A 15,133-nucleotide genomic window follows, 5' to 3' on the forward strand; every position below is an offset into this window, starting at 1 on the left:
AGGTCCGAAGGGCCGCAGCGCTTACACGCCGCAACCCTTTTTTCATGAATGTTGAATCTTCAGGCCGAGGCCGCGTCGTAAACACCGGCGTCGTCAGACGCAGGCTGCACCCACCAGTAAATCAGCAGGAAATAACCGATGCCGGTGAGCATGATCAGCTGCCACCACCCACTTTTGCCAATATCGTGCAAGCGGCGCGTGCCCACAGCCAGTGCCGGCAGCAGCAAGCCCAGCACCATCAGCCCGTTGAGCAACTCGCTCGCCATCGAGGCGGCAACCGACACCAGAACCTGGAACAGAAAGAACCACCAGAATTCAGGGCGCGATGCGCGACCTGAAAATTGCGCGTACTTGGAAAGGCAGGTGGAAATGGCTTGACCGAAATTCATGGCGCGTGTCCTCCTCACAGGATTGATACCGGGGTAAGTTCCCCGCGCCATGATATGCGCAAGACTGAGGCCCTCGCTACCGCGACCTAACGCAGACGCTGCAACAGCCCGGCCGTAGAGCCGTCAAGCCCCGATACATCCCCGCTGTGCAAACGCGGCTCGATGTTTTTGGCCAACACCTTGCCGAGCTCAACACCCCACTGGTCAAAACTGTTGATGCCCCAGATGGCACCGCTCACAAACACGCGGTGCTCCTGCAGGGCAATCAATGCGCCAAGGCTGGCGGGCGTGAGTTGGTCCAGCAGCAGGAAGGTGCTGGGCCGGTTGCCGGGAAAATGCCTGTGACCACCCTCGTCGTTTTTGCCCTGCATCAGCGCCTGCGCCTGTGCCAGCACATTGGCCAGCAATTGTTCATGGTGCCCGGGCAGGCCATGCACCGCCTTTTTGACTGCCACGAACTCCACCGGCACCACGGAAGTGCCCTGGTGCAGCATCTGGAAATAGGCATGCTGGCCGTTGGTGCCGGGCTCGCCCCACAGCACCGGCGCCGTCGCAAACGGCAGGGGCTGGCCATCCACATCCACGCGCTTGCCGTTGCTCTCCATTTCCAGCTGCTGCAAGTACGCCGGCAGGCGCCGCAAGGCGCTGCTGTAGGGTGCGATGCTGCGGCTGCCGAAGCCGTGGAAATTGCGGTACCAGACATCGAGCAGGCCGAGGCGCACCGGCAGGTTGTGCGCCAGCGCTGCCGTGCGAAAGTGCTCGTCCATCGCGTGGGCGCCGGCCAGCAACTCGCGAAAGCCGGCTGCGCCAATCGCCATGGCAATCGGCAGACCGATGGCCGACCACAGCGAGTAGCGGCCACCCACCCAGTCCCAAAAACCGAAGGTGGTGCGTATGCCAAACGCATTGGCCGCCACGACGTTGGTCGTCAGTGCGGCGAAATGCCGGTTGATGTCGCGGCCGCCGCCCGCCTCAAACCAGCGCTTTGCGGAATGCGCATTGCTCATGGTTTCGGTGGTGGTGAAGGTCTTGGACGCAATCAGGAACAGCGTGCTGTGCGGCTTGCATTGCGCCAGCACGCCGGCCAGTTCCTGGCCATCGACGTTGGAGACGAAGTGAAAGCGCTTGCCCGTGGTGGCAAATTCGCCCAGTGCCAACACCGCCATTTGTGGCCCCAGGTCCGAGCCGCCGATGCCGATGTTGACGACGTCAGTTATCACGTCGTCGGTGCGCAGCTGTTCCGCATAGGCCAGCATGGCGTCCAGCGTAGTGTGGACCTGGCCCAGCTCCTGAGCCATGTCGTTTATAGCCGAGGGCGCCTGTTGTTGGCCGGGAGGGGCCGGTTGTCGCAACAGGAAATGCATCACCGCGCGTTGTTCGGTGCTGTTGATCCTGTCGCCGGCAAACATGGCGTCACGGTGCTGCTCCAGCTGGCATTGAACTGCCAAATCCAGCAACAGCGCGTGGCTGGTGGCATCCAGAAGATTTTTGGAGAGGTCGGCAAAAACGTAGGGCGCTTCCTGGCTGAAGCGGGCAAACCGCTCCGCATCGCTGGCAAACGCCTGACGCAGATCGAAGGTTTTTCCACCGGCTTCAAAGCAGGCCTGCAGCGCAGCCCAGGCCGGGGTTTGGTCACAACGCAAACGGGTCATGATCATCTCACGCAGCGATCAAAAGCTGTTCGAGCTTCACCGCATCGGCGGCAAACGCGCGTATGCCTTCGGCCAGCTTCTCGGTGGCCATGGCGTCTTCGTTGAGCGCATAGCGGAAACCGGTTTCGTCGTAATTCACCGCTGGCAGGTCCAGCGACCTGGCCGCCCCGGCGTCGAGCGAGCGGGCCAGCGGCGTATCGGACGCGGCCAGCTGGGCCAGCAGTTCGGGACTGATGGTCAGCAGGTCGCAGCCCGCGAGCGCGGTGATCTGGCCCGCATTGCGGAAACTCGCGCCCATGACCTCGGTGGCAATGCCGAAGTGCTTGTAATGGTTGTAGATCTGGCGCACCGATTTCACGCCGGGGTCGTTGGCGCCTGCATTGGCGGTCTCGTCCCAGGCGGCGCCGGCCGACTTTTTGTACCAGTCGTAAATGCGGCCCACAAAGGGCGAAATCAGCTGCACCTTGGCCTGGCCGCAGGCCACCGCCTGGCAGAACGAAAACAGCAGCGTCAGGTTGGTATGGATGCCGCGCCGCTCCAGCCTTTCAGCCGCCTGGATGCCCTCCCAGGTGGCGGCCACCTTGATCAACACGCGATCAATGTGAATGCCCTCGGCCTGGTACAGCTCGACGATGCGCTCGCCGCGCGTATAGCTGGCATTGGCATCAAAGCTCAGGCGGGCATCGACTTCGGTGGACACACGTCCCGGGATGATGGAGAGGATTTCACAGCCAAAGCGCACCAGCAGCCGGTCCATGACTTCATCGAGCGGCCGGCCCTTGAACCGGGCCACCGTCTCCTTGAGCAGGGGCTGGTAGTCGGCTTTTTGCACCGCCTTGAGGATCAACGAGGGATTCGTGGTGGCGTCCTGCGGCTTGAACTGGCCCAGTTGCCTGAAGTCACCGGTATCGGCGACCACGGTGGTGAATTGTTTGAGGGATTCGAGCTGATTCATGGCCAAAAGTGTAGGTGACAGGGGTAAAAAGCGATGTAAGAAGACTGCCTGTTTGAGTTACCATTATGCCGAATAAATGTGAAACTAAATTACAAGAACGACGTGGGCGACTTTCGCTAGCCTCCCGCACTTCCGACTAATCTCCTTATCAAGGTTTTCATGAGTTTTGACCTCATCCTGTTTGGCGGCACCGGCGATCTGGTGTGGCGGAAAATCATGCCCGCGCTGTTTCAGGCCTTTCGCCACGGCTCGCTACCCACGGGGGCGCGCATTGTGGGCGTGGCACGCGACGATCTGTCCGACGACCAATACCGCGCCCTGATCAAGGCCCGTTTCGACCACGTCGAGCTGGCCAAGCGGCCCAGCGAGGAGGAGTTTTCGCGCTTTGCGGCGCTGCTCGGCTACCTGCGCATGGACTTGTCCAACCCGGCCGACTATGCGCAACTTGCGGCCCGACTGCAGCAGCGGCCGGCCGAGGTGGTGGTGATGTATGTGGCAACCGCCCCCAGCCTCTTCACGACGGTGTGCGAGCAGATTGCCGCCGCAGGCCTGAATGGGCCGCAGACACGCGTGGTGCTTGAAAAGCCGCTGGGTCATGACCTCGCCTCCAACCGCGCCATCAACAAGACGGTGCGCAGCGTGCTGCAGGAAGATCAAATCTTCCGCATTGACCATTACCTGGGCAAACCATCGGTGCAAAACCTGTTTGCACTGCGCTTTGGCAACTCGCTGTTTGAGCCGCTGTGGCGCCGCGAGACGATTGCCAACATCCAGATCACGATTGCCGAAGACCTGGGGGTTGAAAAACGCGGCGCGTTCTACGACAGCACCGGGGCGCTGCGCGACATGGTGCAAAACCATGCGCTGCAATTGTTGTGCGCCATTGGCATGGAGCCGCCCATCAACTCGCACGCCGATGCGATCCGCGATGAAAAGCTCAAGGTGCTGCGATCGCTCAAGGCCTGGACGCCGGAAACCCTGAGCCAGCACGTCGTGCGCGGCCAGTACGCCGCGGGCAACATCGACGGCGAGGCCGTGCCCGCCTACCGCGACGAAAAGGGGGTGCCCCTCGACAGCACCACCGAGACCTTTGTGGCGCTGCGTACCGAGATTGCCAATTGGCGCTGGGCGGGCGTGCCGTTTTACATCCGTACCGGCAAGCGGCTGGCGGGTCGGGATGCGCACATCGAGGTGAACTTCCGGCCGGCGCCACACGCCATTTTCAAGTCCCCCCTGGTGGAGTCGAATGTCGGCAACCGCCTGGTGATCAACCTGCAGCCCAAGGACGGCCTGGAACTGCATCTGCTGGCCCAGGGCTCGCACCAGCGCCATGACCGCGGCACCCCCTCGTTGGTGCCGGTGCAGCTCGACCTGGACTTCGACAAGCGATTCGGCGCGGAGCGCGTGGGCGCCTACGAGCGGCTGCTGCTCGACGTGATCGCCGGACGGCTCAACCTCTTTGTGCGCAGCGATGAGCAGGAGGAAGCCTGGCGCTGGGTCGAACCCATTCTGGACAGCTGGAACAGCCAACCAGCCGGACCCCGCCCCTACGCGGCAGGCACATGGGGACCCAGCGCGGCGAGCGCCATGATTGCCCGGGACGGGTACTGCTGGAGCGAGGAATGTTAGCCCCCACGCTCCCCACTGCGTGTGGTTCGCGAGGCCCTGCAGGCCGCGGCTCGCGAGACGCTTCGCCTCTGTCGCCCGTCCAAGCCTGCGCAGGCAGGCTTGGAGCCGCGCGCTCCAGCCCCGAGGGGGCCACTGCGCCTGCGGCCCGGCAAAGCCGGTTCCGCGGCTCGGACTGGTGTTTTGAGGGCCAGCGACTTGCAACGTGCAGAGCGCCACACGCAGCAAGCCTTCGTAGGGATGCATACGGCAAGCCGGGGCCGCGGGACTGGCTTTGCCAGACCGCAGGCGCAGCGGCCCCCCCGGGGGGCAGGGAGTTACACGAAGTGAACGACCGTGGGGGCCAAGATGCTTGACCGAATCAAAGCCTCCCTGCCCTCGCTGGCGCCTGCGGAACAGCGGGTCGGCCGGCTGGTGCTGACTGATCCGCGGGCGTTTGCCAACCTGCCCATCACCGAACTGGCCAACCGCTCCCACGTCAGCAAACCGACGGTGGTGCGCTTTTGCCGCAGCATGGGTTACGACGGCCTGTCGGATTTCAAGCTCAAGCTGGCGGGCAGCGTGAGTGAGGGCGTACCGTTCATTCACCGCAGCGTGGATGCCGATGACAAGACCAGCGATGTGCTCGTGAAGGTCATCGACAACACCGTGGCCGCGTTCCTGAAGTACCGCAACGATGCGAGTTCGGTGGCCATTGAGAAAGCCACCGAGGCGCTGCTGGCCACTTACAACACCGGCAAGCGCATCGAGTTTTTCGGGGTGGGCAATTCCGGCATCGTGGCGCAGGATGCGCAGCACAAGTTCTTCAGGCTGGGCATCACCAGCATCGCCTACAGCGACGGCCACATGCAGGTCATGAGCGCCTCGCTGCTGGGCCCCGGCGACTGCGTGGTGGTGATTTCCAACTCGGGCCGCACCCGCGACCTGATGGATGCCTGCGACATTGCCCGCAAGAACGGCGCGACCACGATTGTCATCACCGTGACCGGTTCGCCGCTGGCGGCCGCAGGCAACATTCACCTGGCGGCCGACCACCCCGAAGGCTACGACCGCTACAGCCCCATGGTGTCCCGCCTGATGCACCTGATGATCATCGACATCCTGGCCACCTGCGTGGCGCTGCGCATAGGGGCCAAGCTGCAGCCGCTGCTCAAGGAAATGAAAAACAACCTGCGCAACAAGCGCTACGCCTGAGGCCGGCCCCTCGCATTGCTTACGTCCTCTCCCTCTGGGAGAGGGTTGGGGTGAGGGCCGCTGCCTGGGAAAAGGGCCGGATTTTTTCAACCGCCGCAAGCCCTCACCCCTGCCCTCTCCCAAGGGGAGAGGGAGTCATGCCGTCTGCACTCTCCCGGAGGGAGAGGAGGTCATACCGCCTGAGGCTTGAGCGGCAGCGAGCGCTCCACAATCCCCGCAAAAAGGGCCGAGCCCAGCGGCAGCACGCTGTCGTTGAAGTCGTAGCAGCTGTTGTGCAAGAAGCGGCTGCCCACGCCGCCAATGCTGGCGCCCTTGCCATCCGGAATCTGCTCGCCCTGCCCCAGGCGCAGGTAGGCGCCCGGCTTGACCTTGAGCATGAAAGAGAAATCTTCCGAACCCATGCTGGGCTCCAGGTCACGCACCACGTTTTCCGGGCCGACGAGCTGGTCGGCCACGGCGGTCGCCAGCGTGTACTCGGCCGGTGAATTGATGGTGGCCGGGTAAATGCGTTCGTAGGTCACGGTGGCGATGGCGCCAAAGCCCTGCGCCACCGAAGCGCACAAATCCTGGAGGCGCCGCTCCACCAGGTTCTGCACATCGGGCCTGAACGTGCGCACGGTACCCACCAGCGTCGCGCTGCCGGCCACCACGCTCATGGCCCCGGGGTCACCCGCGTGCATGGCACAGAGGCTGATCACTGCGCTGTCCATGGCCTTCACGTTGCGCGAGACGATGCTCTGCACCGCCGTGATGATGTGAGCGGCCACCAGCACCGGATCGACCGTGAGGTAGGCATGCGCGCCATGGCCGCCTTTGCCGGTGATCTCGATGGTGACGCGGTCGGCCGCGGCCATCATCGGACCGGGGTTGATGCCAATGGTGCCGGGCTGCATCGCGGGCCAGTTGTGCATGGCGTAAATCGATTGCACCGGGAAGCGCTCGAACAGTCCGGCATTGATCATGGCCTCTGCCCCGCCACGCCCCTCCTCCGCCGGCTGGAAAATAAGCACCGCATCACCGGCAAAGTGGCGTGTTTCGGCCAGGTAGCGGGCGGCCCCCACCAGCATGGTGGTGTGGCCATCGTGGCCACAGCCATGCATCAGCCCGGTTTTGGAGGACTTCCAGCCAAACTCGTTGTGCTCCGTCATGGGCAGCGCATCCATGTCGGCGCGCAAAGCCACCATGGGCCGGGCGCCGGACGTGAAAGGCGTGCCGGTCTGCTGGCCCTTGATGACGGCGACCACACCCGTTTTGGCAATGCCGGTGTGTACTTCATCCACACCGCATAACTTGAGCGCATGCGCCACGCGGCTCGAGGTATAGACCTCTTCAAAGCCCAGTTCGGGGTGGGCGTGCAGGTCCCGACGAAAGGCCGTCAGCTCAGGATGGAATTGCGAGATTTGTGCAAAGGCCCGGCCGCTGGCGCGCAGCTGGCGCGGGCGGTCGGCGTGCACTGAAGTAACGGCGGAAACAGTAGCGTCAGATGCAGTAGCGTCAGATGCGATGGCAAGGGAGGCTGCATCAATAGTGGCCGGAGCGCGCATGGGGATGGATCCTCGGTTCAGCAAATACCAATACTAGCGGTGAGCCATGAAGACCGTGTTGAGCTTATGTAAATCGCAGTTGCGGTCATGGGGTTTACAACGGTTGGGAGGGTGTTACAGCTACGCGGCTACACAACTATTGCTGGCAGCCCCTCAGGGCTTGAGCGCGCTATCGGCAGTTCCGCTCGAGGCGAAATCGGCCACCGCGGATTGCACAGGCTTGGCGAGCAAGGTAACCGGGCCATACCATGCCCGGGTCTCTTGCCGGGTGTTGTCGGTGTCCGTCATGATGGCGATGCCCACCAGTGCACCGGGTGCCTCGCCAAACGCTTTTTCATAATCGGCGTGAATATCGCGCTCGTAGTCGAGCCAGCGGCCGAGCCGCTCCGGCCCCGATTCAAGCACCAGCTTGCGGATGCGGTCTGTGCGCGAATTGACAATCACGGTCCCGGTCGGGCGGTGGTTTGCCCAGACATACATCAGGGTCGCATAGGGCATCGGCTCGCCGGTCAATGCCAGCGCCAGTTCCGACAACATGGCGTCTTTGGCGGAAAGCTTCGAACGGTCACCCTCAAAGGCCAGCACCAGCCGCACCGGCGAGTCGCCACTCTCACGCTGGGTCAGGTCCGCCCCGGTAATCAGCGCCGTCGCCTTCCAGGAAAAGCCAAGCCGGCCGAGCTCGCCTGGTTCAACACGCAGGCTCTGCCGCAACATGCTGGCTGCACTGCTCGAGTCGCTCTGGACGGCGTGACGGCCATCGATGCGCAGGGCGCGATAGTGTGTGGGCTTTTTACCCGGAAAAGTACAGTGCTGCCACATGACGGGACTGCTTGAAGGCGCCCCATTGGCGCGCAAGGTAGACACCCACTCCACATCCTGATCAGCCGCACGTTCAACGGGCGCCACCCCTGCGCAGGCCGTCAGCAGGCACAGCGAAAGCACGGCGCCCAGGCGCGGCAGCAGACCGGGTGAACAAAAATCAGGCAATAACATAAGGGTGCAGACTGGTTGCCGACTGGTTGGAAGATTAGAGAAGGGTTGAGAGGGGCGCTGGGTGATCTCAACAAGGCTCAACAGGTGCCTGGGGAACAGGACGTCCTCGCAAGGTTGAAAAATCACCCGCAACCATGACAAAACGTCTTCGGCCACATTGCGTTTACCTTATTTACCCTCATCCATAAAAAAAGCCGCCTCGGGTTTCCCCGAAACGGCTTTTAGGTTTTCATCAAAAGCTGGCTCAAGCCAGCCTCAGATTAGAACGTGTGGCGAAGGCCAGCGGCGTAGGTCGTGGTGCGACCGATGTTGCTGGTTGGGTAAACCACTTTGATAGCGTCAGCCAGATCGCCGTAAGCCTTGGTGCTCAGGGCGCCTGCGTACAGGGTCGTGCGCTTGCTCAAAGAGTACAGAGCCTGGACACCGAAGCCGGTGCTCTTGCCCAGATCGTCACCCTTGGAACGGGCAACACCAGCGCTCAGGGTCGTAGCGCCCAAAGGCACTGCAACGCTCAAGCTAACTTCTTTCTGTGCTTCCAGATCGCCAGTCACGCCCAGGACCGTGAGGTCTTTGTACTTGGCACGGTTGAAACCAACGCCAACTTTAGCCACGCCGAAGTTGTAAGCAACGTTCAACAGGGTGTTTTCCAGAGCAGGCTTGGCCGTAGCGGTACGGCTCGTGGCTTCAGACTGGTAACCACCGGAGATCAGCAGAGGGCCGTTGGCGAACTTCAGGTTAGCCGAAACGGTTTTGCTGGCGCCAGTCGTGTTGGTCTTGTCTTCGCCCAGGCTGTACATCAGGCCGCCGCTGAAGCCGCCAAAGCTGGGGCTGGCGTATTTCACGCTGTTGTTGAAACGGCTGTTGTAGCCGATCCAGGTCGTGTTGCGACCAACGAAAGAAGCCAGTGCAGTAGCGCCAGCGGTGGTCGGTGCCACCAGGCCCAGAACAGCTGCTTCGGCAGTAGCTGCGCTGTTGCCGTTGTTGGTGTTGGACGGATCAAAAATCGTTGCGCCCATCATGGCGTGGTCAGCAGCCACGTCGTCGTAGGAGCTGGTGTTGCGACCCAGGGTCACGGTACCGAAGCCGCCGGTCAGACCGACAACAGCTTTACGGCCAAACAGGGCGCCCTGTGCGGAAGCACCGGTGTCGATGTTGAAACCGCTCTCGATGTTACCAATGACAGCCATGCCGCCGCCGATGTCTTCGCTAACGCGCAGGCCCCAACGGTTGCCGTTCAGGCCGCCGCCGTCAATTTTGGTCTGTTTCAGGCTCTGAACAGAAGCGGTAGCGCCCGTGCCAACAGCAACGTTGGTTTTGTAGCTGCCGAAGTTGGCGTCGAGCAGACCGTAGAGGGTCACGGTCGACTGAGCTTGTGCTGCACCAGCCATTGCGCCGAGTGCGGCCAAAGCGATAAGGGTCTTTTTCATTTGAGAGTTTCTCCAAGGTTAAACATAGGGCTCCGGTACGGGGTCCAATCAGCTTGCGCTTTTCGGCTCCACCAGAGACCCGGGCCAACCCCCTTTCGGGAAGTTGGGTCTATTGCACCAGACCCCGCCCTGTTTCGCAAAAGAATCGGCCCAAAAACTCGCCATTCGTTGCATGCCCACAACAACTTTCCTCTGCCCCGTGGAACTGAAACAACACAGCACCGCGTGTAGTGCAAAAGTTCCTACTGCTGATGCCGGTTTAAATCTGGGCTGAAAGCCTTGGCAAAAGCCCTGTTTGAATCAAGGGCGCCAATCGGACAGCGGTATCCGCGCAAGGGCTGTGGCACGCCTGCCACGCCACCGGGAAACTAGAGGTAAAAGCCTAACCGATTCTGCGGCCCCAAAAAACAAACGTGGCCGGTGCGGGTACGCACGGCCAAAAGACCCACCGCTTCAGAGGAGAACAAAGGAGAAAACCCGGGAAAGCAGCCAAACGCCATGTCTCTTTTTTGACATCCCGGAGCCCCGCCAGGCAAAGGGTTTTCCCCTGTCGCCGAAGCGATAAGCCGGGGAATGCCACTCTTTACGGTTCTCCGCATCGCCCTTAATCTCGCCTTCGTCGAAACAGCCCGGGCAATCGACGGCGATTGCAAATATTGACCTCTTATTTTTCTTTCGTTTTTTGCTTTTGTTTTGTTTTTGTTTTTTGTTAATTAGAACTTTTGGAGACTCCATGAAAAAACTGACCCTGGTCGCCACTGCAGTGATGGGACTGTTGTCCACCACGGCCGCGATAGCCCAAAGCACCGTGACCATCTACGGCCTTCTTGACGGCGGTTACAACCACGTATCGGGTCTCCGGCAGGGCAGCGTCAACACGATTGCCAGCGGCATCATGGAAGGTTCGCGCTTTGGCCTTCGCGGCACGGAAGATATCGGCGGCGGCTACAAAGCCATTTTTACCCTTGAAAACCGCTTTGAACTGGATACCGGATCGGTCACCAACCGGCCCAATTCCGGCGCCCAGTTGCCTGATCGACTGAGCAACGCCGCGCTGATGGGCCTGCCTGGCGCCTTCCAGCCGGTCCTGAACTCCGTTGGCGCCAGCATTGGCTCGACGATCGGTGTGAACATCGCCGGCAACCTGTTCGACCGCCAGGCCTTTGCCGGCCTGATCACGCCAGTGGGTGCATTCACCTTTGGCCGCCAGTACACGCCAGCCTATTTGACCAGCGCAGCGTTCGATGCAACGCAGACCCAGTCGAGCCTGGCACTGGGCCAGATCGCCACCTTTCCGCCCAGCGTCGATATTCGCCTGAGCAATACCGTCCAATACGCCATTCAGATGAGCGGTGTGACCGCCACGCTGATGTATGGCGCAGGCGAAGTCGCCGGCGACAATTCCAAGGGCCGTTTCTTCGGCGGCATGGCGATGTACAAGGGCAGCGGCTTCTCGATGGGCGTTGCTCACAACACGCGCAACAACGAACTGGGTCAAAAATCCCTGACTGACACCGTCCTGGGCGCCACGGTCGATGTGGGACCCGGCACCGTGTATGGCCAGTATGCCAAGGTCAAGGACGACAACCCATCGGGCCTGTCAACTATCGCCGCGACGGTGGCCCCGTCGGTTGGCGCAGCGAACGCCGCCCTGATCCAGAATGCCTACATCAATGGCTTCAAGCAGGACGCCAACCTCATACACATCGGCTACCGCGTCACCAGTGGTGTTCACACGGTCGTGGTGGCTTACAACCGGCTGGATGACAAGCGCCCAAACAATGCGGACACCACCTCCTACGGCGCGACCTATACCTATGCGCTGTCCAAGCGCACCAACCTCAATGCGGTGCTGACCCGCTTCAACAACAAGGGCCTGGGTCAGGCGGCTCCTGGCGGAAACGGCTTCCTCGGCGGCGTGACGTCTACCGCGGGCACCGACTCCACCAACATCGCCTTCGGTATCCGTCACACGTTCTGATCACGTCCCCGGAAAACCGCAAAAACACCGCAGGAACGCCGCAAGGGCTCACCCACGGCGGGCCTCACGGTCAAATGCCATAAAAGCCCCCTTTCTTGGGGGCTTTTTCTTTTTGCTTCCCGGCGGCCGGGGCCCCTACCCGCACACCGCTTGTCCCCGCCCGTCACACCGCGCTAACATGCTGGAATACACCGTCCAGATGAGAGAAAAGGCCATGACACCCGCACTCGATACCGCGCTGAATGCTGCAGATGGCGCGCTGCGCACCCTCTTTGCCAAACCCCAGGCCAGCCGTACCTGCCCCACCGTGGCGGGCCAGCGCACAGAACTGAGCACGCAGGAAAAGACATTGTCGGGCGCACTGATGCGGGTCAACCATGTGGGCGAAGTCTGCGCGCAGGCGCTTTACGCGGCGCAGGCCCTCACCACGCGGGACCCGGCACTGCGCCGGCACTTCCTGGCGGCCAGCCGCGAAGAAGGCGATCACCTGGCCTGGACGCGTGAACGGCTGGACGAGCTCGGCGCGCGGCCTTCGCTGCTCAACCCCTTGTGGTACGCCGGAGCCTTTGGCCTCGGGCTGCTGGCAGGTCGCCTGGGTGACCGGGTCAGCCTGGGGTTTGTCGTGGAGACCGAGCGGCAGGTGGAAGCCCACCTGGCCAGCCACCTGGAACGCCTGCCCGAAGGCGACCACGACTCCCGGGCCATTGTGGCGCAAATGAAAGATGATGAAGCCCGCCATGCGCAGGATGCGCAAAACGCCGGCGCCATGCCCATGCCGGCACCCGTCAAGGCGCTGATGCAGGCCTCGGCCAGGCTCATGACCACCACGGCCCATTACCTCTGAAGCCGGGTTCGCTCCAGTCGTCTTTTTGCTACTGATTTAGCAGCATGACATGCTTGGAGAGCATGGGCCACAGCCTGAAAACAGGCTGTGCTCCTTGGGCAGCCTCCGCGCTACGCGCTGCGGTGCCATTCGCCTTGGGAGCGCCCCGTCGGCTCACACCTCCTGCAACTCAAAACTGGTGGTGATGTCGGCCGTCTTTCCCAGCATGATGGTGGCCGAGCAGTATTTGTCGTGACTCATGGCGATGGCGCGCTCGACCGCGCTGGCGACAAGGCCGCGCCCGGTCACGACAAAATGCATGTGGATTTTGGTGAACACCTTGGGGTCCGTCGGCGCCCGTTCGGAACTGAGCTTGACCGAGCAGCCCCGCACATCGTGGCGGCCGCGCTTGAGTATCAATACCACGTCATAGGCCGTGCAACCGCCGGTGCCGGCCAGCACGGTCTCCATGGGCCGGGGTGCCAGGTTGGCACCGCCGTTTTCCGGCTTGTCCGCATCGGGCGCTCCATCCATCACCAGGGTATGGCCGCTGCCGGTTTCGGCCAGAAACGTCATGCCCGAACGTGACCCGGTCGTTGCGCTGGGGCCTGTCCAGCTCACTGTGCATTCCATAAACATCATTCCTTATGCAAAAGATTTATAACCAAAACGCTGGAAATGTCGAATTTTTGCCACATATATTGTGCAGCGCAGCATTGCTCCGGCTATACTGAAATCATCGCAGCAATACAAAAACAAACCATAGCGGTTTTGTATTTTTGCACTGGTTGTCTCCTCCACTCCTCTAAGGGTGGATTTATAGGCCCAGACCGCAAGGTCTGGGTCTTTTTTCTTGCCCACTATGATGTTGGACTGCGAGAAAAACATGCCAACCCACACTCCCCCTGCTGCCCCCCCCTCCCCTCAAGCGGCCAAAACCGCACGCAAAGTGTCTGCGCAAGGCCTCAAGCCCGCCGATTACCTGAAAAAAATCCTTACCGCGCGGGTCTATGACGTCGCGCTGGAAACGGCCCTGGAGCCAGCGAAAAACCTGGGCCGGCGGCTGAACAATACCGTGCTGCTCAAGCGCGAAGACCAGCAGCCCGTCTTCAGCTTCAAGCTGCGCGGCGCCTACAACAAGATGGCGCACCTCAGCAGCGCCCAGCTCAAAAAGGGCGTGATTTGCGCCTCGGCCGGCAACCATGCCCAAGGCGTCGCCCTGAGCGCGCAAAAACTCGGCACCCGCGCCGTCGTAGTGATGCCGACGACCACGCCACAGGTCAAGATCGATGCGGTCAAAGGCTGGGGTGCAGAAGTGGTGCTGCACGGCGACAGCTACTCGGATGCCTATGCCCATGCCGTGTTGCTGGAAAAAAAACGCGGCCTGACCTTTGTGCACCCATTTGACGATCCGGACGTGATTGCCGGCCAGGGCACGATTGCGATGGAAATCCTGATGCAGCTGCAAAGCCTGGGCTCCAGCCGGCTCGATGCGGTGTTTGTGGCCATAGGCGGCGGCGGCCTGATTTCCGGCGTTGCGAACTACATCAAGGCGGTGCGACCCGAGATCAAGGTCATCGGCGTGCAGATGAACGACTCCGACGCGATGATGCAGTCAGTGAGCGCGAAAAAGCGCGTGACCCTGCACGACGTGGGCCTGTTTTCAGACGGCACGGCCGTCAAGCTGGTGGGCGAGGAAACCTTTCGCATCAGCCGCGAGCTGGTCGACGAATTCATCAGCGTGGACACCGACGCGGTGTGCGCCGCCATCAAGGACGTGTTTGTGGACACGCGCAGCATCGTGGAGCCTGCGGGCGCGCTGGCCGTGGCCGCCATCAAGCAGTACGTGGCCACGCACAAGACCAAGGGCGAAACCTACGCCGCCATTTTGTGCGGCGCCAACATGAACTTCGACCGCCTGCGCTTTGTGGCCGAGCGGGCCGAAGTGGGCGAGGAGCGCGAGGCGCTGTTTGCCGTGACGATTCCCGAAGAGCGCGGCAGCTTCCGGCACTTTTGCGAGCTGATCGGCGAGTTGCCCGGCGGCCCGCGCAGCGTGACCGAATTCAACTACCGCATCAGCGACGACGAGAAAGCCCATGTCTTTGTGGGGCTGACCACCTCGGCCAAGGGCGAGAGCAGCAAGATCGCAGCCAACTTCTCCCGCCACGGCTTCAAGGCGCTCGACCTCACGCATGACGAGCTCGCCAAGGAGCATATCCGCCACATGGTGGGCGGGCACAGCGCGCTGTCCAAAGACGAACGCTTGCTGCGCTTCATCTTTCCCGAGCGGCCCGGCGCGCTGATGAAATTTTTGTCCAGCATGCAGCCGGGCTGGAACATCAGCCTCTTTCACTACCGCAACCAGGGCGCCGACTATGGCCGCATCCTGGTGGGCCTGCAGGTGCCCAAGAGCGACAACAAGGCCTTCAAGGCCTTCCTGGACACCCTGGGCTACCCCCACGTGGAAGAAACCGACAACCCCGTCTACCGGCTGTTTCTACAGAGCTGAGCGGACCAACGCATGACATCACAAAGCACGCCATCACCAG

14 protein-coding genes are annotated in these 15,133 nt (G+C 61.8%); 5 read left to right on the forward strand and 9 right to left on the reverse strand.

What is annotated here, in order from left to right:
• Positions 1–59: 59 nt before the first annotated feature.
• The 3 genes from AC1DUR_RS07890 to tal form a co-directional block, all read right to left on the reverse strand.
• On the reverse strand, positions 60–389 hold the full coding sequence (locus AC1DUR_RS07890) for a DUF805 domain-containing protein (RefSeq protein ID WP_477717640.1): 330 nt from the start codon (positions 387–389) through the stop codon (positions 60–62).
• 86 nt (positions 390–475) lie between these two features.
• On the reverse strand, positions 476–2,041 hold the full coding sequence (gene pgi / locus AC1DUR_RS07895; protein ID WP_477717639.1) for a glucose-6-phosphate isomerase: 1,566 nt from the start codon (positions 2,039–2,041) through the stop codon (positions 476–478).
• A 7-nt stretch (positions 2,042–2,048) separates the two neighbouring features.
• Positions 2,049–2,996, reverse strand: a complete 948-nt coding sequence (gene tal / locus AC1DUR_RS07900) for a transaldolase (RefSeq protein WP_477717638.1) — start codon at positions 2,994–2,996, stop codon at positions 2,049–2,051.
• Between the two features lie 159 nt (positions 2,997–3,155).
• Here tal and zwf point away from each other — a divergent pair, with 159 nt between their 5' ends.
• Together zwf and AC1DUR_RS07910 are read left to right on the forward strand one after the other, a co-directional pair.
• On the forward strand, positions 3,156–4,625 hold the full coding sequence (gene zwf, locus AC1DUR_RS07905) for a glucose-6-phosphate dehydrogenase (protein ID WP_477717637.1): 1,470 nt from the start codon (positions 3,156–3,158) through the stop codon (positions 4,623–4,625).
• Positions 4,626–4,970: 345 nt separating this feature from the next.
• Positions 4,971–5,816 (forward strand): MurR/RpiR family transcriptional regulator, encoded by an 846-nt coding sequence (locus tag AC1DUR_RS07910; protein ID WP_477717636.1) that lies wholly within the window; start codon positions 4,971–4,973, stop codon positions 5,814–5,816.
• A 170-nt stretch (positions 5,817–5,986) separates the two neighbouring features.
• On the opposite strand, the gene AC1DUR_RS07915 is transcribed toward AC1DUR_RS07910, so the two are convergent.
• From AC1DUR_RS07915 to AC1DUR_RS07930, 4 genes are all read right to left on the reverse strand, one after another.
• The gene (locus tag AC1DUR_RS07915) at positions 5,987–7,360 is read right to left on the reverse strand and encodes a M20 aminoacylase family protein (RefSeq protein WP_477717635.1); all 1,374 of its coding nucleotides are present in this window, start codon (positions 7,358–7,360) and stop codon (positions 5,987–5,989) included.
• 153 nt (positions 7,361–7,513) lie between these two features.
• Complete coding sequence (locus AC1DUR_RS07920; RefSeq protein WP_477717634.1) at positions 7,514–8,509, reverse strand: DUF3047 domain-containing protein; 996 nt, start codon at positions 8,507–8,509, stop codon at positions 7,514–7,516.
• A 104-nt stretch (positions 8,510–8,613) separates the two neighbouring features.
• Complete coding sequence (locus tag AC1DUR_RS07925; RefSeq protein WP_477717633.1) at positions 8,614–9,759, reverse strand: porin; 1,146 nt, start codon at positions 9,757–9,759, stop codon at positions 8,614–8,616.
• Between the two features lie 474 nt (positions 9,760–10,233).
• Positions 10,234–10,515 carry a hypothetical protein gene (locus AC1DUR_RS07930; RefSeq protein WP_477717632.1) on the reverse strand — a complete coding sequence of 94 codons (282 nt, stop codon included), beginning with the start codon at positions 10,513–10,515 and terminating at the stop codon, positions 10,234–10,236.
• Between AC1DUR_RS07930 and AC1DUR_RS07935 the strand changes: the two genes are divergently transcribed.
• A complete protein-coding gene (locus AC1DUR_RS07935; RefSeq protein ID WP_477717631.1) occupies positions 10,514–11,761 on the forward strand; it encodes a porin in 1,248 nt (415 codons plus the stop codon). The two genes, AC1DUR_RS07930 and AC1DUR_RS07935, sit on opposite strands and share 2 nt — an antisense overlap.
• Positions 11,762–11,975: 214 nt before the next feature.
• Positions 11,976–12,605 carry a 2-polyprenyl-3-methyl-6-methoxy-1,4-benzoquinone monooxygenase gene (gene coq7 / locus AC1DUR_RS07940; RefSeq protein ID WP_477717630.1) on the forward strand — a complete coding sequence of 210 codons (630 nt, stop codon included), beginning with the start codon at positions 11,976–11,978 and terminating at the stop codon, positions 12,603–12,605.
• A gap of 153 nt (positions 12,606–12,758) precedes the next feature.
• Here the strand turns inward: coq7 and AC1DUR_RS07945 are convergent, their stop codons facing one another.
• Positions 12,759–13,217 carry an OsmC family protein gene (locus tag AC1DUR_RS07945; protein ID WP_477717629.1) on the reverse strand — a complete coding sequence of 153 codons (459 nt, stop codon included), beginning with the start codon at positions 13,215–13,217 and terminating at the stop codon, positions 12,759–12,761.
• A gap of 12 nt (positions 13,218–13,229) precedes the next feature.
• Entirely contained in the window at positions 13,230–13,472 is a 243-nt protein-coding gene (locus tag AC1DUR_RS07950) for a hypothetical protein (RefSeq protein WP_477717628.1), read from the reverse strand.
• Between AC1DUR_RS07950 and ilvA the strand changes: the two genes are divergently transcribed.
• Positions 13,471–15,093, forward strand: coding sequence for a threonine ammonia-lyase, biosynthetic (ilvA, locus tag AC1DUR_RS07955; RefSeq protein WP_477717627.1), 1,623 nt, complete (start codon positions 13,471–13,473; stop codon positions 15,091–15,093). The two genes, AC1DUR_RS07950 and ilvA, sit on opposite strands and share 2 nt — an antisense overlap.
• The last annotated feature ends 40 nt before the right edge of the window (positions 15,094–15,133 follow it).

This window comes from Polaromonas sp. P4_F4, from assembly GCF_056401355.1.

Bases quoted from the DNA above. Each gene is read 5' to 3' on its own strand.
- AC1DUR_RS07890 (WP_477717640.1), bottom strand. From the start codon at position 389: ATGAATTTCGGTCAAGCCATTTCCACCTGCCTTTCCAAGTACGCGCAA.
- pgi (WP_477717639.1), bottom strand. From the start codon at position 2,041: ATGACCCGTTTGCGTTGTGACCAAACCCCGGCCTGGGCTGCGCTGCAG.
- tal (WP_477717638.1), bottom strand. From the start codon at position 2,996: ATGAATCAGCTCGAATCCCTCAAACAATTCACCACCGTGGTCGCCGAT.
- zwf (WP_477717637.1), top strand. From the start codon at position 3,156: ATGAGTTTTGACCTCATCCTGTTTGGCGGCACCGGCGATCTGGTGTGG.
- AC1DUR_RS07910 (WP_477717636.1), top strand. From the start codon at position 4,971: ATGCTTGACCGAATCAAAGCCTCCCTGCCCTCGCTGGCGCCTGCGGAA.
- AC1DUR_RS07915 (WP_477717635.1), bottom strand. From the start codon at position 7,360: ATGCGCGCTCCGGCCACTATTGATGCAGCCTCCCTTGCCATCGCATCT.
- AC1DUR_RS07935 (WP_477717631.1), top strand. From the start codon at position 10,514: ATGAAAAAACTGACCCTGGTCGCCACTGCAGTGATGGGACTGTTGTCC.
- AC1DUR_RS07930 (WP_477717632.1), bottom strand. From the start codon at position 10,515: ATGGAGTCTCCAAAAGTTCTAATTAACAAAAAACAAAAACAAAACAAA.
- coq7 (WP_477717630.1), top strand. From the start codon at position 11,976: ATGACACCCGCACTCGATACCGCGCTGAATGCTGCAGATGGCGCGCTG.
- AC1DUR_RS07945 (WP_477717629.1), bottom strand. From the start codon at position 13,217: ATGGAATGCACAGTGAGCTGGACAGGCCCCAGCGCAACGACCGGGTCA.
- ilvA (WP_477717627.1), top strand. From the start codon at position 13,471: ATGCCAACCCACACTCCCCCTGCTGCCCCCCCCTCCCCTCAAGCGGCC.
- AC1DUR_RS07950 (WP_477717628.1), bottom strand. From the start codon at position 13,472: ATGTTTTTCTCGCAGTCCAACATCATAGTGGGCAAGAAAAAAGACCCA.